Genomic DNA, 19,317 nt, shown 5'->3' on the forward strand with positions numbered 1-19,317 from the left:
GGTACAGGGGGCGAGCGCACACTGGCCGGATGAGCCGCCGCCGCCCCCGTCCCCGCCCCGACTGGGTCGTCGCACTCGAGCAGGGCGAGGGCCCGGGACTCTTCGGTCCCGGCAGTGCGGTGTGGGCGGTCAACGGAGCGATGCCGACGATGATCGCCGGTGTCAGGGCGCTCCTGATGCAGACCCTGCACGCGGGCGCGATGGCCGGGGTCCACGACCATTCGACGTATCGCCAGGATCCGATGGGGCGTCTGGACAACACCGTCCGCTGGGTGCTGACGACGAGCTTCGGCGACCGCGCCGCCGCCACCGGGGCCGCCCGCTGGGTGACCGGCGTGCACGAGCGGATCACCGGGACCTACGAGGACGCGGCCGGCGCCGAGCGCCCCTACTCGGCGCAGGATCCGCACCTGCTGCTCTGGGTGCACGACGCCTTCACCGACGCCTTCCTCAGTACCCACGAGATCTGGGGTCGTCCGATTCCGGGCGGTCCCGACGCCTACGTGCGCGAGTGGGCGGAGTCGGGCCGCCTGCTCGGAGTGCCGAACCCGCCCGAGAGCGTCGTCGAGCTCCGGGAGCAGCTCGCGGGCTTCGCGGCGGAGCTCAAGCCGGACGAGCGGGTCCGCGAGGCGATCGGGTTCCTCCGCGACATCCGCCTCCCCGGCGAGGCCGGCGTCGTCTACCCGCTGCTCTTCGCCGGTGCCGTCGCCTCCCTCCGTCCGGAGGTCCGCCGGCTGCTCGGGCTCCGCCGCCCCTGGTGGCCGGCGATCACGGCCAACCGGCTCCTGATGCGGGGCCTGGAGCTCCACCTCGGTCGTCTCTCGCCCAGCGAGCGGGCGGCGAGGACCCGACTCGGCCGACTCGAGGAGGCGCACCGCCGCTGACGGCAGCACCACGTGGTCCCCACTCCCGAACACCTGTCCGGGAAGTGGTAGACTGTCGTCGATGACTTCCGCTCGCGTCGCCTCCCTGCACGGAGCGGGCGCACCCCACGGCCCCACGTCGGCCGATCCCCGGGCCCGCCGGACGCGTCGCCGCGTCTTCGATGCGGTCGAGCGGCTCGTGATGCACGACGGCGAGCAGCGGACGGAGGGCATCGCCGTCAGCGACATCGTCCGCGAGGCCGGCATCAGCCGCAGCTCGTTCTACGCGCACTTCGAGGACGCGGCGGCGGTCGCCTCCGCTCTGCTGCGCGAGGACCTCGTCGTCGCCGAGGTCGCCGAGGGGGACGCGGAGGACCGCACCGGGTCCACCGCCCTGCGGCGCGGCTACGCGCGGCTCGTCGAGCGCCTCGTCGACCGGCACGCCTTCCACGCCCGGCTCCGCGCCCGCGCGTCCGCCCGCGTCGCCTCGGACGACGCCGTGCTCGACACGGTGCTGGGCCTGCACCGCGAGGTCCTGGCCCGTGCCGGCGTCCCGGCGTCCGTCGACCCGGAGCTCACCGCGACCTTCGCCGCGGGCGGCGTCCTCGCCGTCGTCGGAGCCTGGCTCGCCGGCTCGATCGACGGCACTGACGAGGAGCTGGTCGAGCAGCTCGTCGCCCTCCTTCCTCCGTGGCTGGCCGATGCGCCGCTCGGATCCCCGATTCCTCCCACCACAGGCCCCACGATGAAAGGCACGACATGATGACATTCGAGGTCGGCGAGACCCTGGTCTACCCGCACCACGGAGCGGTGACGATCACCGGGCTCGAGAAGCGCTCGGTCAAGGGCGTCGAGAAGACGTTCATGACCATGAACGTGCACACCAGCGAGCTCACGATCACCCTGCCCGTCGAGAACGCCGAGCTGGTCGGCGTGCGCGAGATCATCGACGACGCCGGAGTCCAGGCGGTCTACGACGTCCTGCGCAGCGACGTCGCGGAGGAGGCCAGCAACTGGTCCCGCCGCTTCAAGGCCAACCAGGAGAAGATGGCCAGCGGCAGCGTGTACCGCGTCAGCGAGGTCGTCCGCGACCTGTGGCGCCGCGAGCAGGCCGGCGGAGTGTCGGCCGGCGAGAAGCGCATGCTGCTGAAGGCCCGTCAGATCCTGGTCTCCGAGCTGTCGCTCGCGCTCAAGGGCTCCGACGAGGAGGCCTCGGCCAAGCTCGACGAGGTCCTCGCCTCGGCGATCTGAGCCGCCGTCGCGGCGTGCCCGGTCACTCCGATCGGCACGCCGCGGCCACCCGTCGGGCGACCTCGTCCTGCCCGGCGCTGCCGTCGACGCGGACGAGGATCCCCGCCTCGGCGTAGACCTGCTCGAGCGGAGCGGTCTCCTGCTCGTACACCGAGATCCGGTGACGGATCACCTCGGCGTCGTCGTCGGCCCTCTTCTGCTGCACGGCGCGCGAGAGCAGCCGGTCCACCACCACCTCCGTATCCGCCACGAGCAGGACCGCCCGCGCCAGTTCCACGTCGCGCTCCCGGAGCATCCGGTCGAGCTCCGCGACCTGCGCGAGCGTCCGCGGGTACCCGTCGAGGATGAAGCCGTCCTGCGCGTCCGATTCGTCGAGCCGCTCCGCGACGAGCGCGTTCGTGATCTCGTCGGGGACGTAGCGGCCCGCCTCCACGATCGTGCGCAGGCGCCGTCCGAGGTCCGTGCCGTCGGCCACGTGGGCGCGGAAGAGCTCGCCGGTCGAGATCGCCGGAACGCCGAGCGTCCCGGCCAGGATCGCCGCCTGGGTGCCCTTGCCCACGCCGGGCGGTCCCATCATGATGACGCGCATCGCTCGTCCTCCCTCGGTGTCGTCAGGCGATCGTATCCGGGCCCGTCCGCCCGGCCCGCCGATTCGGATCCGCTCTGCCACCCGTTCTAGGCTGGCCGGAACGGACCGGAGGAGGCCCATGACGCACTCGACCGACGCGGCGCGGGCCGCCGAGCGCCTCGGGGAGGTGCTCGCCTCGATGGTCGCCGAGCTCGAGAGCCGGGGCGTCGCCGATCAGGCTCTCGCCGAGCTGCGCCGGCCCCGGGCGATCCTCGGCTTCCGCCGCGCTCCCGTCATGGCTCCGGTCACCAGGGCCTGGCGACTCGGCGTCCTGCTCCTGGAGAGGACCGGTTCGCTCTACGCCGTCGGATCGGTCACCCGCGCGGTGGCGCCGCTGCACGCGAACAACCAGTCGGAGTCGCAGGAGGCGCGCCGCGAGATCCGCCGCGCCGCCTTCGACGGACCGTTCCGCGAGGGCGAGATCGTCAACTACGGCTGGCGGAGGCTCGCGCTGGACGCGGACGGCCTGAGCGCCGATCCGGAGCCGCTCGCCCTGCGGGGCGCGGACGTCCTGGTCCGCTGGGCACCGGGCCTCGGCGAGCAGGGTCTCATGCCGATCGAGCGCTACCTCTCGGAGCGCCTCGATCTGCAGAGCGGGACGTGATCCGCGCTCACTCCTCCTCGGCCGCGACCGGGTGGAACCAGGGCGGGTAGACCGCGACGCGCGGTGAGGCGGAGCTGCCCTCGAAGAGCGCCTTCACCTTGTTGCGGGTGGTGACCGAGGGCACGCCGACCACGGCGATCTCCTCGAGCGGGAACCGCTCCGGCACGAGTGCCTCCGCGCTGCGCAGCGCGGGCTCGTCGACGAGCAGGCGGGCGAAGGTGCGGACGAGGGCGTCGCCCTCGGTGAAGCGGGTCAGGACGTGGGACGCGTCGCCGTCGCTCAGGACCGGTGCCGAGGCCAGCGATCCGACGAGGACGACGTACTGCGACGCCGTCGTGTCGTGGGCGCGGGGCGACCAGTGCGGCAGCACCCGCTCACCGCGGAGATCGGCCCAGAGGGCCGCGTCGGGGGAGAGGAAGAAGGGGACGAAGCCGGCGACGCTCGCTCCGTCGCGGACCTGGACGGCGCGGCGGTGCTCGCGCGTGGTCTCCGCGCTGACGTCCATGGCGGGACGCTCGGGGAGGTGCTCGTCGGCCAGGATCGCTCCGGCCGCCACGATCGCGGCGAGGTTGTCGATGTGCGTGACGTGGTAGATCCGCTGGGCGGCGATGTCGACCTTGGGCAGGGGCTTCTCGCGGGCCGTTCCTCGCGCCGCCGCTCGCGCGGTGGCCGCGCGGGAGGTCCCGGGGACGCGCGCCGGGGTGCGCGTGCGCCCGGCCGCGGGCTCGGGAGCCTTGGCGGGGGAGCAGACGTCGCAGAGCGCGATGTCGAGGCCGTGGATGCATTCGGTGGGCACGCTGGATCCTTCTGCGCACGGTCTCGGGGGGTCCGGCGCAAGGACGACGTTACGCGACCGACGGGTCGGCGTGCCGCCGGGGCGGTGATCCGCGGTCGCGGGACGCGGAGCCGCCGGGCATCGGCTGGGAGGCGGAGGACCGCTCGGCGGTGGCGCGTAGCGTGGAGGGATGAAGCGCGTACCGCCCGCCGAGGGCCAGGAATCCGTCTGGGACTACCCGAGGCCGCCGCGGGTCGAGGCGAGCTCCGAGCACGTCGTCGTGCGGCTCGGCGGGGTGGTCGTCGCCGACACCCGCGCCTCCATCCGGGTCCTCGAGACCAGTCACCCGCCCGTCTACTACCTGCCCCGCTCCGCTTTCGCGGACGGCGCGCTCGAGCCGGCTCCGGGGCGCAGCGTCTGCGAGTTCAAGGGCGCGGCCTCGTACCTGAGCGTCCGCGGCGGCGGATCGATCGCCGAGAGCGCGGGCTGGACCTACCCCGAGCCGATGCCCGGCTTCGAGGTGCTGCAGGACACCGTCGCCGTGTACCCGGGGCGGATGGGCTCGTGCACGGTCGACGGCGAGACGGTGCAGCCCCAGCCGGGCGACTTCTACGGAGGCTGGATCACCTCCCGCGTCGTCGGACCCTTCAAGGGCGCGCCGGGCACGATGTTCTGGTGATCCGGTCCGGTCGTCACCGCCTCTGCTGAAGGAGGCCCGGCACCGGCTCCGGCCCGTCCCGCGTGCTGCACGTCACGCCGGGTAACGTCCGCGACCCTCCGCTGTGTCGCATGCCATCGTGGGGCACCGCCGCGGGGCGGGGACGGGAGGCGGAGCAGGATGAGCGAGCGGACGCACGACTGGGGGTTCTCGACCCGCCAGCTGCACGAGGGGGCGGCGGAGGACGCGCTGCACGCCAGGCGCACCCCGATCTACCTCACCGCCGGCTTCAGCTTCGACTCGTTCGACGAGGCGCGCGACCGGTTCGCGGGAGCGGACGGATACACCTACACCCGCGTCGGCAACCCGACGACCGATGCGGTCGAGCGCCGTCTCGCCGCGCTCGAGGGCGGTGCGGAGGCGCTCCTCGTCGGCAGCGGGCAGGCCGCGGTCTCGGTCGCCCTCCTCGCCCTCGCCTCGGCCGGCGACCACGTCGTGGCCGCCGCGAGCCTCTACGAGGGCACCAGGAACCTCCTGCTCGAGAACCTCGCGCGCCTGGGCATCACGACCACCTTCGTCGAGGACGCCGACGATCCGCTCGCGTGGGAGGACGCCATCACTCCGCGGACCCGGGTCGTCCTCGTCGAGTCGATCCCCAACCCGCGGAACGACGTCGTCGACCTCCGCCTCGTGGCCGATGTCGCGCACCGCGCGGGCGTCCCGCTCGTCGTGGACAACACGTTCGCGACCCCGTACCTCCTGCGCCCGATCGAGCACGGGGCCGACGTCGTCGTCCACTCGGCGAGCAAGTTCCTGGCGGGGCACGGCGCCGTCATCGCGGGAGCGATCGTCGACGCCGGCCGGTTCGACTGGAGCGCCCGGTCCGGCGCGTTCCCGCACCTCGCGGCGACGTCGGCCGCTCCCGACCGGGCCTTCCTCGCCTACGCCAGGGACGTGGTCGCCGGCCGCATGGGCCCGACCGTCTCCCCGCTGACGGCGTTCCTGCTCGAGCAGGGACTCGAGACGCTCTCGCTCCGCGTGCGCCACCAGTCGCGCAGTGCACTCGTCGTCGCGCGCTGGCTCGAGGGCCGTCCCGAGATCGAGAGCGTCGACTACAGCGGGCTGGCCTCGAGCCCGTCGCACGCACTCGCGCAGCGCTACCTCCCGCGCGGGCAGGGCTCGGTCTTCTCGTTCACGCTGCGCGGGGGAGCGGAGGCGGCGCGCCGCTTCACCGACGCCCTCGCCCTCTTCACCCGCATGACGCACCTCGGCGACGTCCGCTCTCTGGTCCTGCACCCGGCGAGCACGACGCACACGGGTCGGACGGAGGCGGAGCGCGCGGCCGCCGGGATCGGCCCGGGCCTGCTCCGCCTCTCCATCGGCATCGAGGACGTCGAGGACCTCCTCGCCGACCTCGAGACCGGACTCCTCGCCTCCGCCTCCCCGCTCGTCCTGGCGGTGGCCTCGTGAGCAGGCTGCAGCACTTCGCCTGGTTCCTCTCGCGCGGCTTCGGTCCGCAGGCCTGGGGGCAGCCGAACTGGGACTGGGACCGGCGCTGGACCGGGCCCGACCTCTACCGGCAGAGCGCCCGCGAGCTCGAGCAGGCGGGCTTCGACCTCGTGATCATCGAGGACGCCCTCTCGCTCGGCAGCGCCGACACTCTCGATCTGCGCGTGCGCCGCGCCTACGGCGGTCCCAAGCACGACCCGCTCCTGCTCGCTCCGTACCTCTTCGAGGCGACGCGGCACCTCGGTGTCGCGCCCACCGTGAATCCGATGGCCTGGAGCCCGTACCAGGCGGCGCGCCAGTTCGCGACGCTGCAGCACCTGAGCGAGGGCAGGCTCGGGCTCAACGTGGTCACCGACGTCGGCAGCAGCCGGCACTTCGGGCTCGAGCCGCTGCCGCACGACGGGGCCTACGACCGCGCGCACGAGTGGCTCGACTCGATCCGCGAGCTCTGGCGCAGCTGGGACGACGGCGCTCTGATCCAGGACGCGGCGACCGGCGTGTTCGCGGACGGCACCCGATTGCGCCCGGTCCGCCACCGCGGCGAGCACTACACCTTCGACGGTCCGCTGAACGCGCTGCCGTTCGACACGGGGGAGCCGGTCATCGTGTCTCCCGGAGGCTCGCCGCGCGGCATCGACTTCGCGGGAGCGCAGTCCGACGTCCAGCTCGCCCTCGCCTCGCTCGACGTCGCCACCGTGCGCGCCTACCGCGAGAAGGCGCGGGCGGCGGCCGCGTCGCAGGGCCGCGATCCGGACGACCTCACGGTCCTCTTCGTCGTGAAGCCGATCGTCGTGTCGAGTCGGGAGGAGGCGGAGCGCCTCGTCGCTGCGTCGGCGCACCCGGACGAGGCCGCGCTCCTCGCGATCGCCTCCGCCTGGTCCAGCGATCTCGAGACCGACCTCACCGCGCTCGACCTCGATCGGGCGATCGATCCCTCCGTCTTCGGCGGGCACGTCTCGCGCGGCAGCATCGCCGGCCTCTACGGCTCGGCGGACTCGGATGCGCCCCTGCGGGAGCTGCTCACGGCGAAGGCGCGGCTCGGACTCGTCGCCGACCGGGCCGGGCTCGTGGGCACGGCGGAGGAGGTCGCCGACTTCGTCCAGGAGCTGGGCGACGACGCCGACAACGACGGCATCGCCTTCTCCGGCGACTTCCATCCCGTGACGCTGCACCGGATGCTCGACGAGCTGGTCCCGATCCTGCGGCGGCGGGGGATCCTGCGCCGCGAGCATCCGGGCGGCGGCCTGCGGCGGAGCCTCACGGGGTTCTAGTCCGCCGGATGGCCGAGCAGGACGCGGCGCGCGTCCTCCACGCCGCCGACGTCGAGGGTCCACGAGGGCCTCACGAAGGTGTCCGGAGTGACGCGGAACCGGGTCTCCTCGACGCCCGCGCCGTCCGCTCCCACGGTCCGGCTCATCCCGTTGGGCTCGTAGCCGAGCGCGGAGGAGACGCGGATCGAGGCGTCGTTCCAGGCCAGGGCACTGCTCTCGGCCACCTCGGCGGCCAGGTGGTCGAACGCCAGCATCAGCACGGCGGCCCGCATCTCGCGCCCGAGTCCGCGCCCCTGCGCCGGGCGGGTGAGCCAGGATCCGGAGGAGACGGAGCGGGTCGCGCGGAAGCGGTCGGCGAGCAGGTCCTGGCAGCCGATCACGACGCCGTCCTCGAGGATCGCGAACGCGACGCGCCAGGAGTCGTGCGTCGTCGCGGCCCGCAGCGACCAGTGGTAGCGGGCGAGCTGCATGGGCAGCTCCTCAGCGGGCGCCTCGGCCCAGGGCGCCGGGAAGGGCGACCGTCCCGGCTCGTGGATCCCGGCGGCGGCGGCCTCCGCGAGTCCCGGCAGATCGCTGTCGCGCACCGGGTGCAGCTCCAGCCGCGGCGTCCGCAGCACGAGATCGAACAGGGGCCAGGTCGAGGTCCATCCGCTCATCCGTCGACGCTAGCGGACCCGCCGGGTCGGGTCGGGCCGCTCCGACCGCATCGGTACCGGTGGTGGGACTCGAACCCACAAGCCCTCTCGGACAGAGCATTTTGAGTGCCCCGCGTCTGCCATTCCGCCACACCGGCTCATCACGAGCCCGTCGAGAATACCGTAGGCTCGTCCGCGTGACAGACCAGGAAACCGCGCCGACCGCACCCCGTCGGGTCGTCGTCGCCGAAGACGAATCGCTCATCCGCCTCGACATCGTGGAGATCCTCCGCGACAACGGCTTCGAGGTCGTGGGCGAGGCGGGCGACGGCGAGACCGCTGTGGCCCTCGCCACCGAGCTCCGCCCCGACCTGGTGATCATGGACGTGAAGATGCCCCAGCTCGATGGCATCTCCGCGGCCGAGCGCCTCTCGAAGGCGCACATCGCCCCCGTCGTCCTCCTCACGGCGTTCAGCCAGAAGGAGCTCGTCGAGCGTGCGAGCGAGGCCGGCGCGCTGGCCTACGTGGTCAAGCCGTTCACGCCGAACGACCTGCTGCCCGCGATCGAGATCGCCCTCTCGCGCTACGCCCAGATCCTGACCCTCGAGGCCGAGGTCGCCGACATGGTCGAGCGCTTCGAGACCCGCAAGCTCGTCGACCGGGCCAAGGGGCTCCTCAACGAGAAGATGGGCCTCACCGAGCCCGAGGCGTTCCGCTGGATCCAGAAGGCGTCCATGGACCGTCGGCTCACGATGCACGATGTCGCCCAGGCGATCATCGAGCAGCTGAGCCCGAAGAAGTAGCCGCCGGGGCGACGTCCCCGATCACGGCCAGAGGCGGGTGCGCTCCCACGGGGAGCCGCCCGCCTCCGTCGTTCCCGGGCGGTACTCGAGCCGGACGTGGTCCTGCTCGGGTGCGCTGGACCCCTGCCAGAACTCGATGCGCTCGGGGACGACCCGGTAGACGGCCCACTCGCGGTCGAGCGTCGCGGGAGAGCAGCTCACGGCCACGCTGGTCTGGAGTGTGACGAGGCCGAAATCGGCGGCGGAGGCCATCGGCTCGCTCTGGCGACCGACCAGCAGCGCGGTCCGCCCGGCCTCCGAGCGGCGGCGGAAGTCCTCGGCCGACTCGGTGGCGGAGCCGCGCTCGACGCGGCCCTCCACGCGCACCTGGCGCCCCTGGACCGGCCAGAAGAAGGTCAGCGCGGCGTGCGGGTTCTCCTCCATCGCGCGGCCCTTCGGGCTCGTGGCGTGGGTCGAGAACGCCCAGCCCTGCTCGTCCGCGTTCCGCAGCACGAGGATCCGCGCCCCGACGACTCCGTCGGCGTCGGCCGTCGAGAGGGTCGCGCCGTGGGGGAGGAGCTGCCCGGCGGCGGCGGCCTCCTCGAGCCACTGCCCGAACAGCTCGAGCGGCTCCTCGGGAGCCGCGTCGACGTCGAACGCGGGGAGCTCGGAGGGCATGGACGGGAGGCTCTTGAGGAGATCGCGGAAGGTCACGCTGCGAGCCTAGGCTCCGAGCTTCCCATCGACCGGGGCTTGCGTTCGCGCCCGGGCCGGTCGCCTCACCGCAGGATGTTGGTGATCCGCACCGTCGAGAGGCGGCGTCCGGCCTCGTCGCGCACCACGATCTCGTGGGTCGCCAGCGTGCCCCCGAGGTGGATCGCGTCGCAGGTGGCGATCACGAAGCCGGAACGGACGGAGCGGCTGTGGCTCGCGTTCAGCTCGATCCCCATCGCGATCCGGCCCTCGCCGGCATGGATGTTCGCGGCGATCGAGCCCATCGACTCCGCGAGGACGACGTGGGCGCCGCCGTGCAAAATGCCGACCGGCTGGCGGTTGCCCTCCACCGGCATCGAGGCGACCGAGTGCTGCGGGGACAGTTCGTGCCAGACGATGCCCATCCGCTCGGCGAGCTCGCCCATGCCGCGACCGATGCCGGCAACGAGGTCGAGCGCCGGAGGACGGACCCAGGGGCTCTCGAGGGGGGCTGAGTCGGTCACGGATCTCCTCGTCGTCGCGTCCTGCGAGGCGCCCGACGAGCGGCTCGGAACCGTCCTGATCCGGTGTCGGAGGCGCTGTGTAGTCTTGCCGTGTGTCAGATCCGGAACAGCCTACCCTCCTGCTCGTCGACGGCCATTCCCTGGCGTTCCGGGCGTTCTACGCGCTCCCGGTCGACAGTTTCCAGACCCGTGACGGCCAGCACACGAACGCCATCCACGGCTTCCTGTCGATGCTGATCCTGCTGCTGAAGAACGAGAAGCCCACGCACCTCGGCGTCGCGTTCGACATCTCCCGGTACTCGTTCCGCACCCGCGAGTACCCCGAGTACAAGGGGACGCGCGGCGAGACGCCGCCGGAGTTCAAGGGCCAGGTGCCGCTGCTCGAGCAGGCGCTGCACGCCATGAACATCCGCACCGTCTCGAAGGAGGACTTCGAGGCCGACGACATCCTCGCCACCCTCGCCAAGCAGGGCGCCGAGGCCGGCTACCGGGTGCTCGTCGTCTCGGGCGATCGCGACACGATCCAGCTCGTCACCCCCGACGTCACCCTTCTCTACCCCTCCACTCAGGGGGTCTCGCAGCTCACGCGCTACGACCGCGACAAGGTGTTCGAGAAGTACGGAGTCGAGCCGCACCAGTACCCCGAGATCGCGGCCCTGGTCGGCGAGACGAGCGACAACCTGCCCGGGGTCGACAAGGTCGGGCCCAAGACCGCGGCCAAGTGGGTCAACCAGTACGGCACGGTGGCCGACATCATCGCCCACGCCGACGAGATCAAGGGCGTCGTCGGAGAGAAGCTGCGCGAGCAGAAGGAGAACGCGCTCCGCAACCGCCGCCTCAACCGGCTCGTCACCGACGTCGAGCTCCCGCTGGGCCCCACCGACCTCGCCCGGCAGCCCATCGACCCGGACGCCGTCCGCGAGATCTTCTCGCGCCTGGAGTTCAAGACGCTCCAGGAGCGCGTGCTCACGATCGCCGCCGACGAGGGCGTCGAGGGCGCGGCCGCCGCGCTCGCGGGCGACACCGTCACGACCGCGGCCCCCGCGGTGCGGACGATGGTCGACGAGGAGCTCGCGCACTGGCTCGCCACCGTCTCCGGCAAGGGCACGACCCCCGTCGCCGTCCAGGCGCAGGTCGGCCCCGACGGCCTCGAGGGCATCGGTCTGTCGGTCGAGAAGGAGTCGGCGTACGTCCCCTGGGCGGCCGACCGCCCCGACTACACAGGTCTCGAGCAGTGGCTGGCGAGCGACGCTCCCAAGTACTTCGCCGACGCGAAGCCGCAGGTGAAGGCGTTGCGCACCGCCGGTCTGCCGGTCGCCGGCCTCGCCTTCGACACCCGTATCGCGGCATGGCTTCTGCAGCCCACCGGGCACGCGGCGACGCTGCCCGCGCAGGTGTCGCAGTACCTCGACGAGACGATGGCGCTGGGCGATCCGAACCAGCTGGTGCCGACGGTCGAGCCCATGAGCCCGGCGACCGAGGCCTGGTACGCGTTCCGCCTCGTCGGAGCTCTCACCGAGCTGCTCGGCGAGGGCATGCTGTCGGTCCTCGTCGACATCGAGCTGCCGATCGTGCAGGTCCTCGCGACGGTCGAGCTCACGGGCGTGGCGATCGACCCCGAGGTGCTCGCGCGCCTCCGGGGCGAGCTGACCACCACCTCCGCCGACCTCGCGAGCCGCGCGTTCGCCGAGATCGGCCACGAGATGAACCTCGGCTCGCCGAAGCAGCTCCAGCAGGTCCTCTTCGAGGAGCTCGCGATGCCGAAGACCCGCGCGACCAAGACGGGCTACACGACCGACGCCTCCGCTCTCGCCGATCTGCAGGAGTCGCACCCGCACCCGTTCCTCGGCCTCCTGCTCGAGCACCGCGACGCGACCAAGCTCAAGCAGATCATCGAGACGCTCGAGAAGTCGGTGACGCCCGACCGGCGGATCCACACCAGCTACGACCAGACGGGGACCGCCACCGGTCGCATCTCCTCGAACGACCCCAACCTGCAGAACATCCCCGTGCGCAGCGAGGTGGGCCGCCGCATCCGCACCGCCTTCGTGCACAGCGACGAGGCGAGCACCCTGCTCACCGCCGACTACTCGCAGATCGAGATGCGGATCATGGCGCACCTCTCGGGCGACGCCGGGCTCATCGAGGCGTTCCACAGCGGCGAGGACCTGCACCGCTTCGTCGGCTCGCGCATCTTCGGTGTCGAGCCGGGCGACGTCACCTCGGCGATGCGCAACAAGGTGAAGGCGATGTCCTACGGGCTCGCATACGGACTCAGCGCCTTCGGCCTGTCGAAGCAGCTCCGGATCTCGAGCGCCGAGGCCAAGCAGCTGATGACCGACTACTTCGTCCGCTTCGGGGCGGTCCGCGACTACCTCCGCAGCGTCGTCGAGCAGGCTCGCGAGACCGGGTACACCGAGACGATCTTCGGCCGGCGCCGTCCCTTCCCGGATCTGCAGAGCGCCAACCGGGTGCTGCGCGACAACGCCGAGCGCGCGGCGCTGAACTCGCCGATCCAGGGCTCCGCCGCCGACATCATGAAGATCGCGATGATCGGCGTGCAGTCCGACATCGACGAGCAGGGCCTGGGCTCGCGCATGCTCCTCCAAGTGCACGACGAGCTGATCTTCGACGTCGCCCCCGGCGAGGAGGAGGCGCTCGAGAGCGTCGTGCGGGCGCGGATGGCGCACGCCGTCGACCTCTCGGTGCCGCTCGAGGTCCAGGTCGGTCACGGAGCGAACTGGGACGCGGCCGCGCACTGACCCGTCCCGTCGGTCGCGCCGTGGTCGTGGCTAGGCTCGCAGCATGACCGTCACCCCCCGCGAGCCCACGTCCGTCGACCAGGTCGCCGAGCGCTGGGTCGACACCCTCGTCGAGCTCGATCCCACCGTCGGGACCTGGCTCGGCCGGTCCGGCGGCGGGCTCGCCGATCTGTCCCCGGTCGGTCTCGAGCGTGCGCGCGGCGCGACCGCCGCGGCGCTGGCCGATCTCGAGGCCGCGGAGCCGGTGGACGACGTCGACCGCGTCACGGTCGCCGATCTCGGCGCCGAGCTCCGCCTGACCCTCGACGCGCACGAGGCCGGCCTCCCGTTCCGCGATCTGAACGTCATCGCGTCGCCCGCGCAGGAGTTGCGCGACGTCTTCGACCTGATGCCGACCGCCGCGGTCGGCGACTGGGAGGACGTCGCCGAGCGGCTCCACGCACTGCCGGCTGCGCTCACCGGGTACGCCGAGACCCTCCGCGAGGGCATCCGCAGGGGAGTGGTCCCCGCGCGACGCCAGGTCGGCCTCGTCGCGGAGCAGGCCGCGAAGATCGCGGCACCCCGCGGCTTCTTCGCCGAGCTCGCCGCTGACGCGGCGCCGGCAGAGGGTTCCCTGCCCGCCTCGCTCGCCGGTCGGCTCGAGGACGGTGCGAGGCGCGCCGCCGCCGCCTACGGCGAGCTCGAGCGCTTCCTCCGCAGCGAGCTCGCACCCGCCGCGACCGAGCAGGACGCCGTCGGTCGCGAGCACTACGCGCTGCAGTCGCGCCGCTTCCTCGGCGCGGCGGTCGACCTGGACGAGACCTACGAGTGGGGGATCGAGGAGCTCGCCCGGATGACGGCGGAGCAGGAGGCCGTCGCCCGCGAGATCCTCCCCGGCGCCTCGGTCGCCGAGGCGATCGCGCACCTCGAGGCCGATCCCTCCCGCACGCTGCACGGTGTCGAGGCTCTGCAGCGCTGGATGCAGGAGACCAGCGATCGCGCCGTCCGCGAGCTGGCCGGCACGGCGTTCGACATCCCGGACGAGCTCCTCGCGCTCGAGTGCCTGATCGCGCCCACCCACGAGGGCGGGATCTACTACACCGGCCCCAGCGACGACTTCGCCCGCCCTGGACGCATGTGGTGGTCCGTCCCCGACGGCGTGACCGAGTTCGCGACCTGGCGCGAGCTGACCACCGTCTACCACGAGGGCGTCCCCGGACACCACCTGCAGGTGGGCCAGGCCGTGTACAACCGGGCGAGCCTGAACACCTGGCGTCGCCAGCTGGCCGGGAGCTCGGGCCACGCCGAGGGCTGGGCCCTCTACGCCGAGCGGCTGATGGAGGGCTTCGGCTACCTCGACGACCCGGCCGACCGTCTCGGCATGCTCGACGGCCAGCGGATGCGCGCCGCGCGCGTCGTGCTCGACATCGGCGTGCACCTGGGCAAGCGGATGCCGGGGACGGACGAGATCTGGTCCGCGGACTCCGCCCTCGCCTTCATGAGACGGAACGTGAACATGGACGACGCCTTCATCCGCTTCGAGGTCAACCGCTACCTCGGCTGGCCGGGGCAGGCGCCGTCCTACAAGGTCGGCCAGCGGATCTGGGAGCAGCTGCGCGACGACGCGGCGGCCCGCGAGGGGGCGTCCTTCTCGCTCGCGGCGTTCCACCGGCGGGCCCTCGACCTCGGGGGAGTGGGCCTCGACACGCTCCGCGCGAGTCTCGCCTCCTGACGCGGCACCGCTCCGTCTCCCGGATCGCTCCGAGCGGAACCGCGGACGATTGCCACTGCGCTCCCGGGTTCGATAGTCTTGACCGTCACGTTTGTGGCGCCGCCGTGCCACGGCGAGCGAAGAGGCCCCGGGTCACGGCCCGGTGGCGTTCGGAGCCGCCTCCGGCCGACGGCACATCCCCTCACACACCGCGGTGGTCACCACTCGGTCGCGTCGCCAGTCGCGCCGGTGCCCGCCGCCCGATACCCATCCATCCTGGAGCATCCCTTAATGACAACCGCAACGACCGAAAAGGCAGCCAAGCAGGTCGCGATCAACGACATCGGGTCTGCTGAAGACTTTCTTGCCGCGGTCGAAAAGACTCTGAAGTTCTTCAACGACGGAGACCTCATCGAAGGCACCGTCGTGAAGATCGACCGCGACGAGGTCCTCCTCGACGTCGGCTACAAGACCGAGGGCGTCATCCCCTCGCGCGAACTCTCCATCAAGCACGACGTCGACCCCTCCGAGGTCGTCAACGTGGGCGACAGCGTCGAAGCCCTCGTCCTGCAGAAGGAGGACAAGGAGGGTCGCCTGATCCTCTCGAAGAAGCGTGCGCAGTACGAGCGCGCGTGGGGCGACGTCGAGAAGATCAAGGAGTCCGACGGTGTCGTCACCGGTTCGGTCATCGAGGTCGTCAAGGGCGGGCTCATCGTCGACATCGGCCTCCGCGGCTTCCTCCCGGCCTCGCTCATCGAGCTGCGCCGCGTCCGCGACCTCACCCCGTACCTCGGCCAGGAGATCGAGGCGAAGATCCTCGAGCTCGACAAGAACCGCAACAACGTGGTCCTGTCGCGCCGTGCGCTCCTCGAGCAGACCCAGTCCGAGAGCCGCACCACGTTCCTGAACAACCTGCACAAGGGTCAGGTCCGCAAGGGCGTCGTGTCCTCGATCGTCAACTTCGGTGCGTTCGTCGACCTCGGCGGAGTCGACGGTCTCGTCCACGTCTCCGAGCTCTCCTGGAAGCACATCGAGCACGCCTCCGAGGTCGTCGAGGTGGGCCAGGAGGTCACCGTCGAGATCCTCGAGGTCGACCTCGACCGCGAGCGCGTGTCGCTCTCGCTCAAGGCGACCCAGGAGGACCCGTGGCAGGTCTTCGCCCGCACCCACGCGATCGGTCAGGTCGCCCCGGGCAAGGTCACGAAGCTGGTGCCGTTCGGTGCGTTCGTCCGCGTCGCGGACGGCATCGAGGGCCTCGTCCACATCTCCGAGCTGTCGGGCAAGCACGTCGAGCTCGCGGAGCAGGTCGTGTCCGTCGGTGAAGAGGTGTTCGTCAAGGTCATCGACATCGACCTCGACCGCCGTCGCATCTCGCTCTCGCTCAAGCAGGCGAACGAGAACGTCGACCCCGAGGGCACCGAGTTCGACCCGGCCCTCTACGGCATGGCCACCGAGTACGACGACCAGGGGAACTACAAGTACCCCGAGGGCTTCGACCCGGAGACCAACGAGTGGCGCGAGGGCTTCGAGTCCCAGCGCGAGGCCTGGGAGCAGGAGTACGCCGCTGCTCAGGCTCGCTGGGAGGCCCACAAGGCCCAGGTCGCCAAGTCGCAGGAGGAGGCGGCCACCGTCTCCGAGGGCGTCTCGGTCGGCGGCGGCTTCACCAACGAGTCGACCACCGGCGGCACCCTCGCCGACGACGAGTCGCTCGCCGCACTGCGCGAGAAGCTGTCCTCGAACAACTGATCGAGTGCACACCACGAACGGCCGGTCCCCTCGGGGGCCGGCCGTTCGGCGTTCCCGGGGGCGCTGGGTAGGGTGGCGGCGTGCATCTCGTAGCCCTGACCGGAGGCATCGCCTCGGGGAAGTCGACCGTCGCCCGCCGTCTCGCCGAGCACGGGGCGGTCGTCGTCGACGCGGACCGCCTCGCCCGCGAGGTCGTCGAGCCGGGCGAGCCCGCCCTCGGCGCGATCGCCGAGCGCTTCGGCGCCTCGATGCTCCGGAAGGACGGCACCCTCGACCGCGCCGCGCTCGGAGCACTGATCTTCTCGGACGCTCAGGCGCGCGCGGACCTCAATGCGATCACGCATCCCGCGGTCACGACCCGGTCGCAGCGGCTCTTCGCCGCGGCCGCCGAAGCCGACCCGCACGCGGTCGTCGTGTACGACGTGCCGCTGCTCGCCGAGGGGCGCGGCGTCGGCGAGTTCGACGAGGTCGTGGTTGTGCACGCCCCGCAGGACGTCCGCATCGAGAGGCTCGTCACCCTCAGGGGCCTCAGCGAGACGGAGGCGCGCGCCCGCGTCACCTCCCAGGCGAGCGACGAGGAGCGGCTGGCTCTGGCCGACCGCGTCCTGGACTCGAGCGGAACGCTCGAGCAGACGCTGGCCCGGGCGGACGCGCTGTGGGCTGAGCTGAGCCGGGGACGCTGATGGTCGCTGGCAAGGGCTGAAGCGGGACCGTTCGCCGCCAGCGCACGCCGCCTCCGGTGTCGGTGGTCGCGGCTACGCTTCGAGTCATGGAGCCCACCCGTGCCGTGCACCCGTTCGAGGTCGTCAGCGAATACAAGCCGAGCGGCGATCAGCCCCGCGCCATCGCCGATCTGAGCGCCCGCATCACCGCCGGCGAGACCGACGTGGTGCTCCTCGGCGCGACCGGCACCGGCAAGTCCGCGACGACCGCCTGGCTGGTGGAGGCGGTGCAGCGGCCCACTCTCGTGCTGGCGCACAACAAGACCCTGGCCGCGCAGCTCGCGAACGAGTTCCGCGAGCTGTTCCCGAACAACGCCGTCGAGTACTTCGTCTCGTACTACGACTACTACCAGCCCGAGGCCTACGTCCCGCAGACCGACACCTTCATCGAGAAGGACAGCTCGGTCAACGCCGAGGTCGAGCGCCTGCGGCACTCCACCACCAACTCGCTGCTCAGCCGGCGCGATGTCATCGTGGTGTCGACGGTCTCGTGCATCTACGGTCTGGGCCAGCCCGAGCAGTACCTCGAGGCGATGGTCGCCCTGCAGGTGGGGCAGCGTGTGGACCGCGACCGGTTGATCCGCAAGTTCGTGTCGATGCAGTACGCGCGCAACGACGTCGACTTCGCCCGCGGGACCTTCCGCGTCCGCGGCGACACGATCGAGATCATCCCGATGTACGAGGAGCTCGCGATCCGCATCGAGATGTTCGGCGACGAGATCGAGGCGCTGTACACGCTGCACCCGCTCACCGGCGACATCGTCCGCAAGCTCGACTCCGTCTCGGTGTTCCCCGGCTCGCACTACGTCGCCAGCCAGGACGTCATGCACCGGGCGATCGACACGATCCAGCAGGAGCTCGAGGTGCGCCTCTCCGACCTCGAGAAGCAGAACAAGCTGCTCGAGGCGCAGCGCCTGCGGATGCGCACCACCTTCGACCTGGAGATGATGCAGCAGATCGGCTTCTGCTCCGGCATCGAGAACTACTCGCGCCACATCGACGGCCGCGAGTCCGGCGAGGCTCCGCACTGCCTGCTCGACTACTTCCCGGACGACTTCCTCGTGGTCATCGACGAGTCGCACGTCACCGTGCCGCAGATCGGCGCGATGTACGAGGGCGACGCCTCGCGCAAGCGAACCCTCGTCGAGCACGGCTTCCGCCTCCCGTCCGCGATGGACAACCGCCCGCTGAAGTGGGAGGAGTTCAAGGAGCGCGTGGGCCAGACGGTCTACCTGTCGGCGACCCCGGGCCGCTACGAGATGGGCATCGCCGACGGCATCGTCGAGCAGATCATCCGCCCCACCGGACTCATCGATCCCGAGATCGTCGTCAAGCCGACCAAGGGCCAGATCGACGACCTCCTCGAGGAGATCAAGCGCCGCACCGAGCGCGACGAGCGGATCCTGGTCACGACCTTGACCAAGAGGATGGCCGAGGAGCTCACCGACTTCCTCACCGAGGCGGGCGTGCGGGTGCGCTACCTGCACTCCGACGTCGACACCCTCCGCCGGGTGGAGCTGCTGTCCGAGCTCCGCGCCGGCGTCTACGACGTCCTCGTCGGCATCAACCTGCTCCGCGAGGGCCTCGATCTCCCCGAGGTCTCGCTGGTCGCGATCCTCGACGCCGACAAGGAGGGCTTCCTCCGCTCGTCCACCTCGCTCATCCAGACCATCGGCCGCGCGGCCCGCAACGTGTCCGGCGAGGTGCACATGTACGCCGACAAGGTGACGGACTCGATGCGGCTCGCGATCGACGAGACCGATCGCCGCCGCGAGAAGCAGGTGGCCTACAACCTCGAGCACGGCATCGATCCGACCCCGCTGCGGAAGAAGATCGCCGACATCACCGAGGTGCTCGCCAGGGAGGGCGCCGACACGGCGAAGCTGCTCGCGGGTCGCGACGCGAAGAAGAAGAGCCCCACTCCGAACCTGCGCCGTCAGGGTCTCGCCGCCAACGGCGGCAACGACCTCGAGGCGATCATCGGCGACCTCAACGGGCAGATGCTGCAGGCGGCGGGCGAGCTCAAGTTCGAGCTCGCAGCGCGCCTGCGCGACGAGGTGTCCGAGCTCAAGAGGGAGCTGCGGCAGATGGAGAAGGCCGGTCACCTGACCTGATCCGCAAGCTCGGAGGGGCCGGATCAGCGCCCAGCGAACGCCCGCCGGCGATGTCGGTGGCTCCGCATACACTTTCGAGGTGTCGATCTC

General features: G+C 71.5%; 18 protein-coding genes and 1 tRNA gene. 13 read left to right on the forward strand and 6 right to left on the reverse strand.

From position 1 onward, the window contains the following. The first annotated feature begins 29 nt into the window (after window positions 1–29). From ASF48_RS12110 to ASF48_RS12120, 3 genes are all read left to right on the forward strand, one after another. Entirely contained in the window at window positions 30–884 is an 855-nt protein-coding gene (locus ASF48_RS12110; protein ID WP_055791881.1) for an oxygenase MpaB family protein, read from the forward strand. 61 nt (window positions 885–945) lie between these two features. After that, window positions 946–1,626 (forward strand): TetR/AcrR family transcriptional regulator, encoded by a 681-nt coding sequence (locus ASF48_RS12115; RefSeq protein ID WP_055791884.1) that lies wholly within the window; start codon window positions 946–948, stop codon window positions 1,624–1,626. Further along, complete coding sequence (locus tag ASF48_RS12120) at window positions 1,626–2,114, forward strand: CarD family transcriptional regulator (protein WP_055793090.1); 489 nt, start codon at window positions 1,626–1,628, stop codon at window positions 2,112–2,114. Before ASF48_RS12115 ends, ASF48_RS12120 begins: the two co-directional genes overlap by 1 nt. 22 nt (window positions 2,115–2,136) lie before the next feature. Here the strand turns inward: ASF48_RS12120 and ASF48_RS12125 are convergent, their stop codons facing one another. Next, window positions 2,137–2,703, reverse strand: coding sequence for an adenylate kinase (locus ASF48_RS12125; RefSeq protein WP_055791888.1), 567 nt, complete (start codon window positions 2,701–2,703; stop codon window positions 2,137–2,139). 118 nt (window positions 2,704–2,821) lie between these two features. On the opposite strand from ASF48_RS12125, the gene ASF48_RS12130 reads away from it, so the two are divergent. Beyond that, on the forward strand, window positions 2,822–3,346 hold the full coding sequence (locus ASF48_RS12130) for a hypothetical protein (RefSeq protein WP_055791891.1): 525 nt from the start codon (window positions 2,822–2,824) through the stop codon (window positions 3,344–3,346). A gap of 7 nt (window positions 3,347–3,353) precedes the next feature. On the opposite strand, the gene ASF48_RS12135 is transcribed toward ASF48_RS12130, so the two are convergent. Beyond that, the gene (locus ASF48_RS12135) at window positions 3,354–4,142 is read right to left on the reverse strand and encodes a DarT ssDNA thymidine ADP-ribosyltransferase family protein (protein ID WP_055791894.1); all 789 of its coding nucleotides are present in this window, start codon (window positions 4,140–4,142) and stop codon (window positions 3,354–3,356) included. A 169-nt stretch (window positions 4,143–4,311) separates the two neighbouring features. On the opposite strand from ASF48_RS12135, the gene ASF48_RS12140 reads away from it, so the two are divergent. The 3 genes from ASF48_RS12140 (at window position 4,312) to ASF48_RS12150 (ending at window position 7,559) form a co-directional block, all read left to right on the forward strand. After that, window positions 4,312–4,800, forward strand: coding sequence for a DUF427 domain-containing protein (locus ASF48_RS12140; RefSeq protein ID WP_055791897.1), 489 nt, complete (start codon window positions 4,312–4,314; stop codon window positions 4,798–4,800). A 159-nt stretch (window positions 4,801–4,959) separates the two neighbouring features. Beyond that, window positions 4,960–6,249, forward strand: coding sequence for an O-acetylhomoserine aminocarboxypropyltransferase/cysteine synthase family protein (locus tag ASF48_RS12145; RefSeq protein WP_055791901.1), 1,290 nt, complete (start codon window positions 4,960–4,962; stop codon window positions 6,247–6,249). Continuing rightward, window positions 6,246–7,559: an NtaA/DmoA family FMN-dependent monooxygenase gene (locus ASF48_RS12150; RefSeq protein WP_055791903.1), complete on the forward strand. Its 1,314-nt coding sequence runs from the start codon at window positions 6,246–6,248 to the stop codon at window positions 7,557–7,559. Before ASF48_RS12145 ends, ASF48_RS12150 begins: the two co-directional genes overlap by 4 nt. Here ASF48_RS12150 and ASF48_RS12155 read toward each other — a convergent pair. Together ASF48_RS12155 and ASF48_RS12160 are read right to left on the reverse strand one after the other, a co-directional pair. Then, window positions 7,556–8,215, reverse strand: coding sequence for a GNAT family N-acetyltransferase (locus ASF48_RS12155; RefSeq protein WP_055791906.1), 660 nt, complete (start codon window positions 8,213–8,215; stop codon window positions 7,556–7,558). The genes ASF48_RS12150 and ASF48_RS12155 overlap by 4 nt on opposite strands. Before the next feature lie 54 nt (window positions 8,216–8,269). Further along, window positions 8,270–8,352: transfer RNA gene (locus ASF48_RS12160), tRNA-Leu, on the reverse strand. A 39-nt stretch (window positions 8,353–8,391) separates the two neighbouring features. Here ASF48_RS12160 and ASF48_RS12165 point away from each other — a divergent pair. Beyond that, window positions 8,392–8,997 (forward strand): ANTAR domain-containing response regulator, encoded by a 606-nt coding sequence (locus ASF48_RS12165; protein ID WP_055791910.1) that lies wholly within the window; start codon window positions 8,392–8,394, stop codon window positions 8,995–8,997. 21 nt (window positions 8,998–9,018) lie between these two features. Here the strand turns inward: ASF48_RS12165 and ASF48_RS12170 are convergent, their stop codons facing one another. Both ASF48_RS12170 and ASF48_RS12175 read right to left on the reverse strand, forming a co-directional pair. Then, window positions 9,019–9,690 carry a pyridoxine/pyridoxamine 5'-phosphate oxidase gene (locus tag ASF48_RS12170; protein ID WP_055791913.1) on the reverse strand — a complete coding sequence of 224 codons (672 nt, stop codon included), beginning with the start codon at window positions 9,688–9,690 and terminating at the stop codon, window positions 9,019–9,021. 65 nt (window positions 9,691–9,755) lie between these two features. Next, a complete protein-coding gene (locus tag ASF48_RS12175; RefSeq protein ID WP_055793093.1) occupies window positions 9,756–10,115 on the reverse strand; it encodes a PaaI family thioesterase in 360 nt (119 codons plus the stop codon). A gap of 170 nt (window positions 10,116–10,285) precedes the next feature. Here ASF48_RS12175 and polA point away from each other — a divergent pair, with 170 nt between their 5' ends. The 5 genes from polA to uvrB all read left to right on the forward strand — a co-directional run bounded on the left by polA (window position 10,286) and on the right by uvrB (window position 19,227). Beyond that, entirely contained in the window at window positions 10,286–12,955 is a 2,670-nt protein-coding gene (gene polA, locus ASF48_RS12180) for a DNA polymerase I (RefSeq protein WP_055791916.1), read from the forward strand. Window positions 12,956–12,998: 43 nt separating this feature from the next. Then, window positions 12,999–14,666: a DUF885 domain-containing protein gene (locus tag ASF48_RS12185; protein WP_055791920.1), complete on the forward strand. Its 1,668-nt coding sequence runs from the start codon at window positions 12,999–13,001 to the stop codon at window positions 14,664–14,666. Window positions 14,667–14,936: 270 nt separating this feature from the next. After that, window positions 14,937–16,391: a 30S ribosomal protein S1 gene (rpsA, locus tag ASF48_RS12190; RefSeq protein ID WP_055791923.1), complete on the forward strand. Its 1,455-nt coding sequence runs from the start codon at window positions 14,937–14,939 to the stop codon at window positions 16,389–16,391. Window positions 16,392–16,471: 80 nt separating this feature from the next. Next, the gene (gene coaE / locus ASF48_RS12195) at window positions 16,472–17,074 is read left to right on the forward strand and encodes a dephospho-CoA kinase (protein ID WP_055791926.1); all 603 of its coding nucleotides are present in this window, start codon (window positions 16,472–16,474) and stop codon (window positions 17,072–17,074) included. A gap of 86 nt (window positions 17,075–17,160) precedes the next feature. Further along, window positions 17,161–19,227: an excinuclease ABC subunit UvrB gene (uvrB, locus tag ASF48_RS12200; protein WP_055791929.1), complete on the forward strand. Its 2,067-nt coding sequence runs from the start codon at window positions 17,161–17,163 to the stop codon at window positions 19,225–19,227. The last annotated feature ends 90 nt before the right edge of the window (window positions 19,228–19,317 follow it).

This window comes from Rathayibacter sp. Leaf299, assembly GCF_001423055.1.
Classification (GTDB): domain Bacteria; phylum Actinomycetota; class Actinomycetes; order Actinomycetales; family Microbacteriaceae; genus Rathayibacter; species Rathayibacter caricis.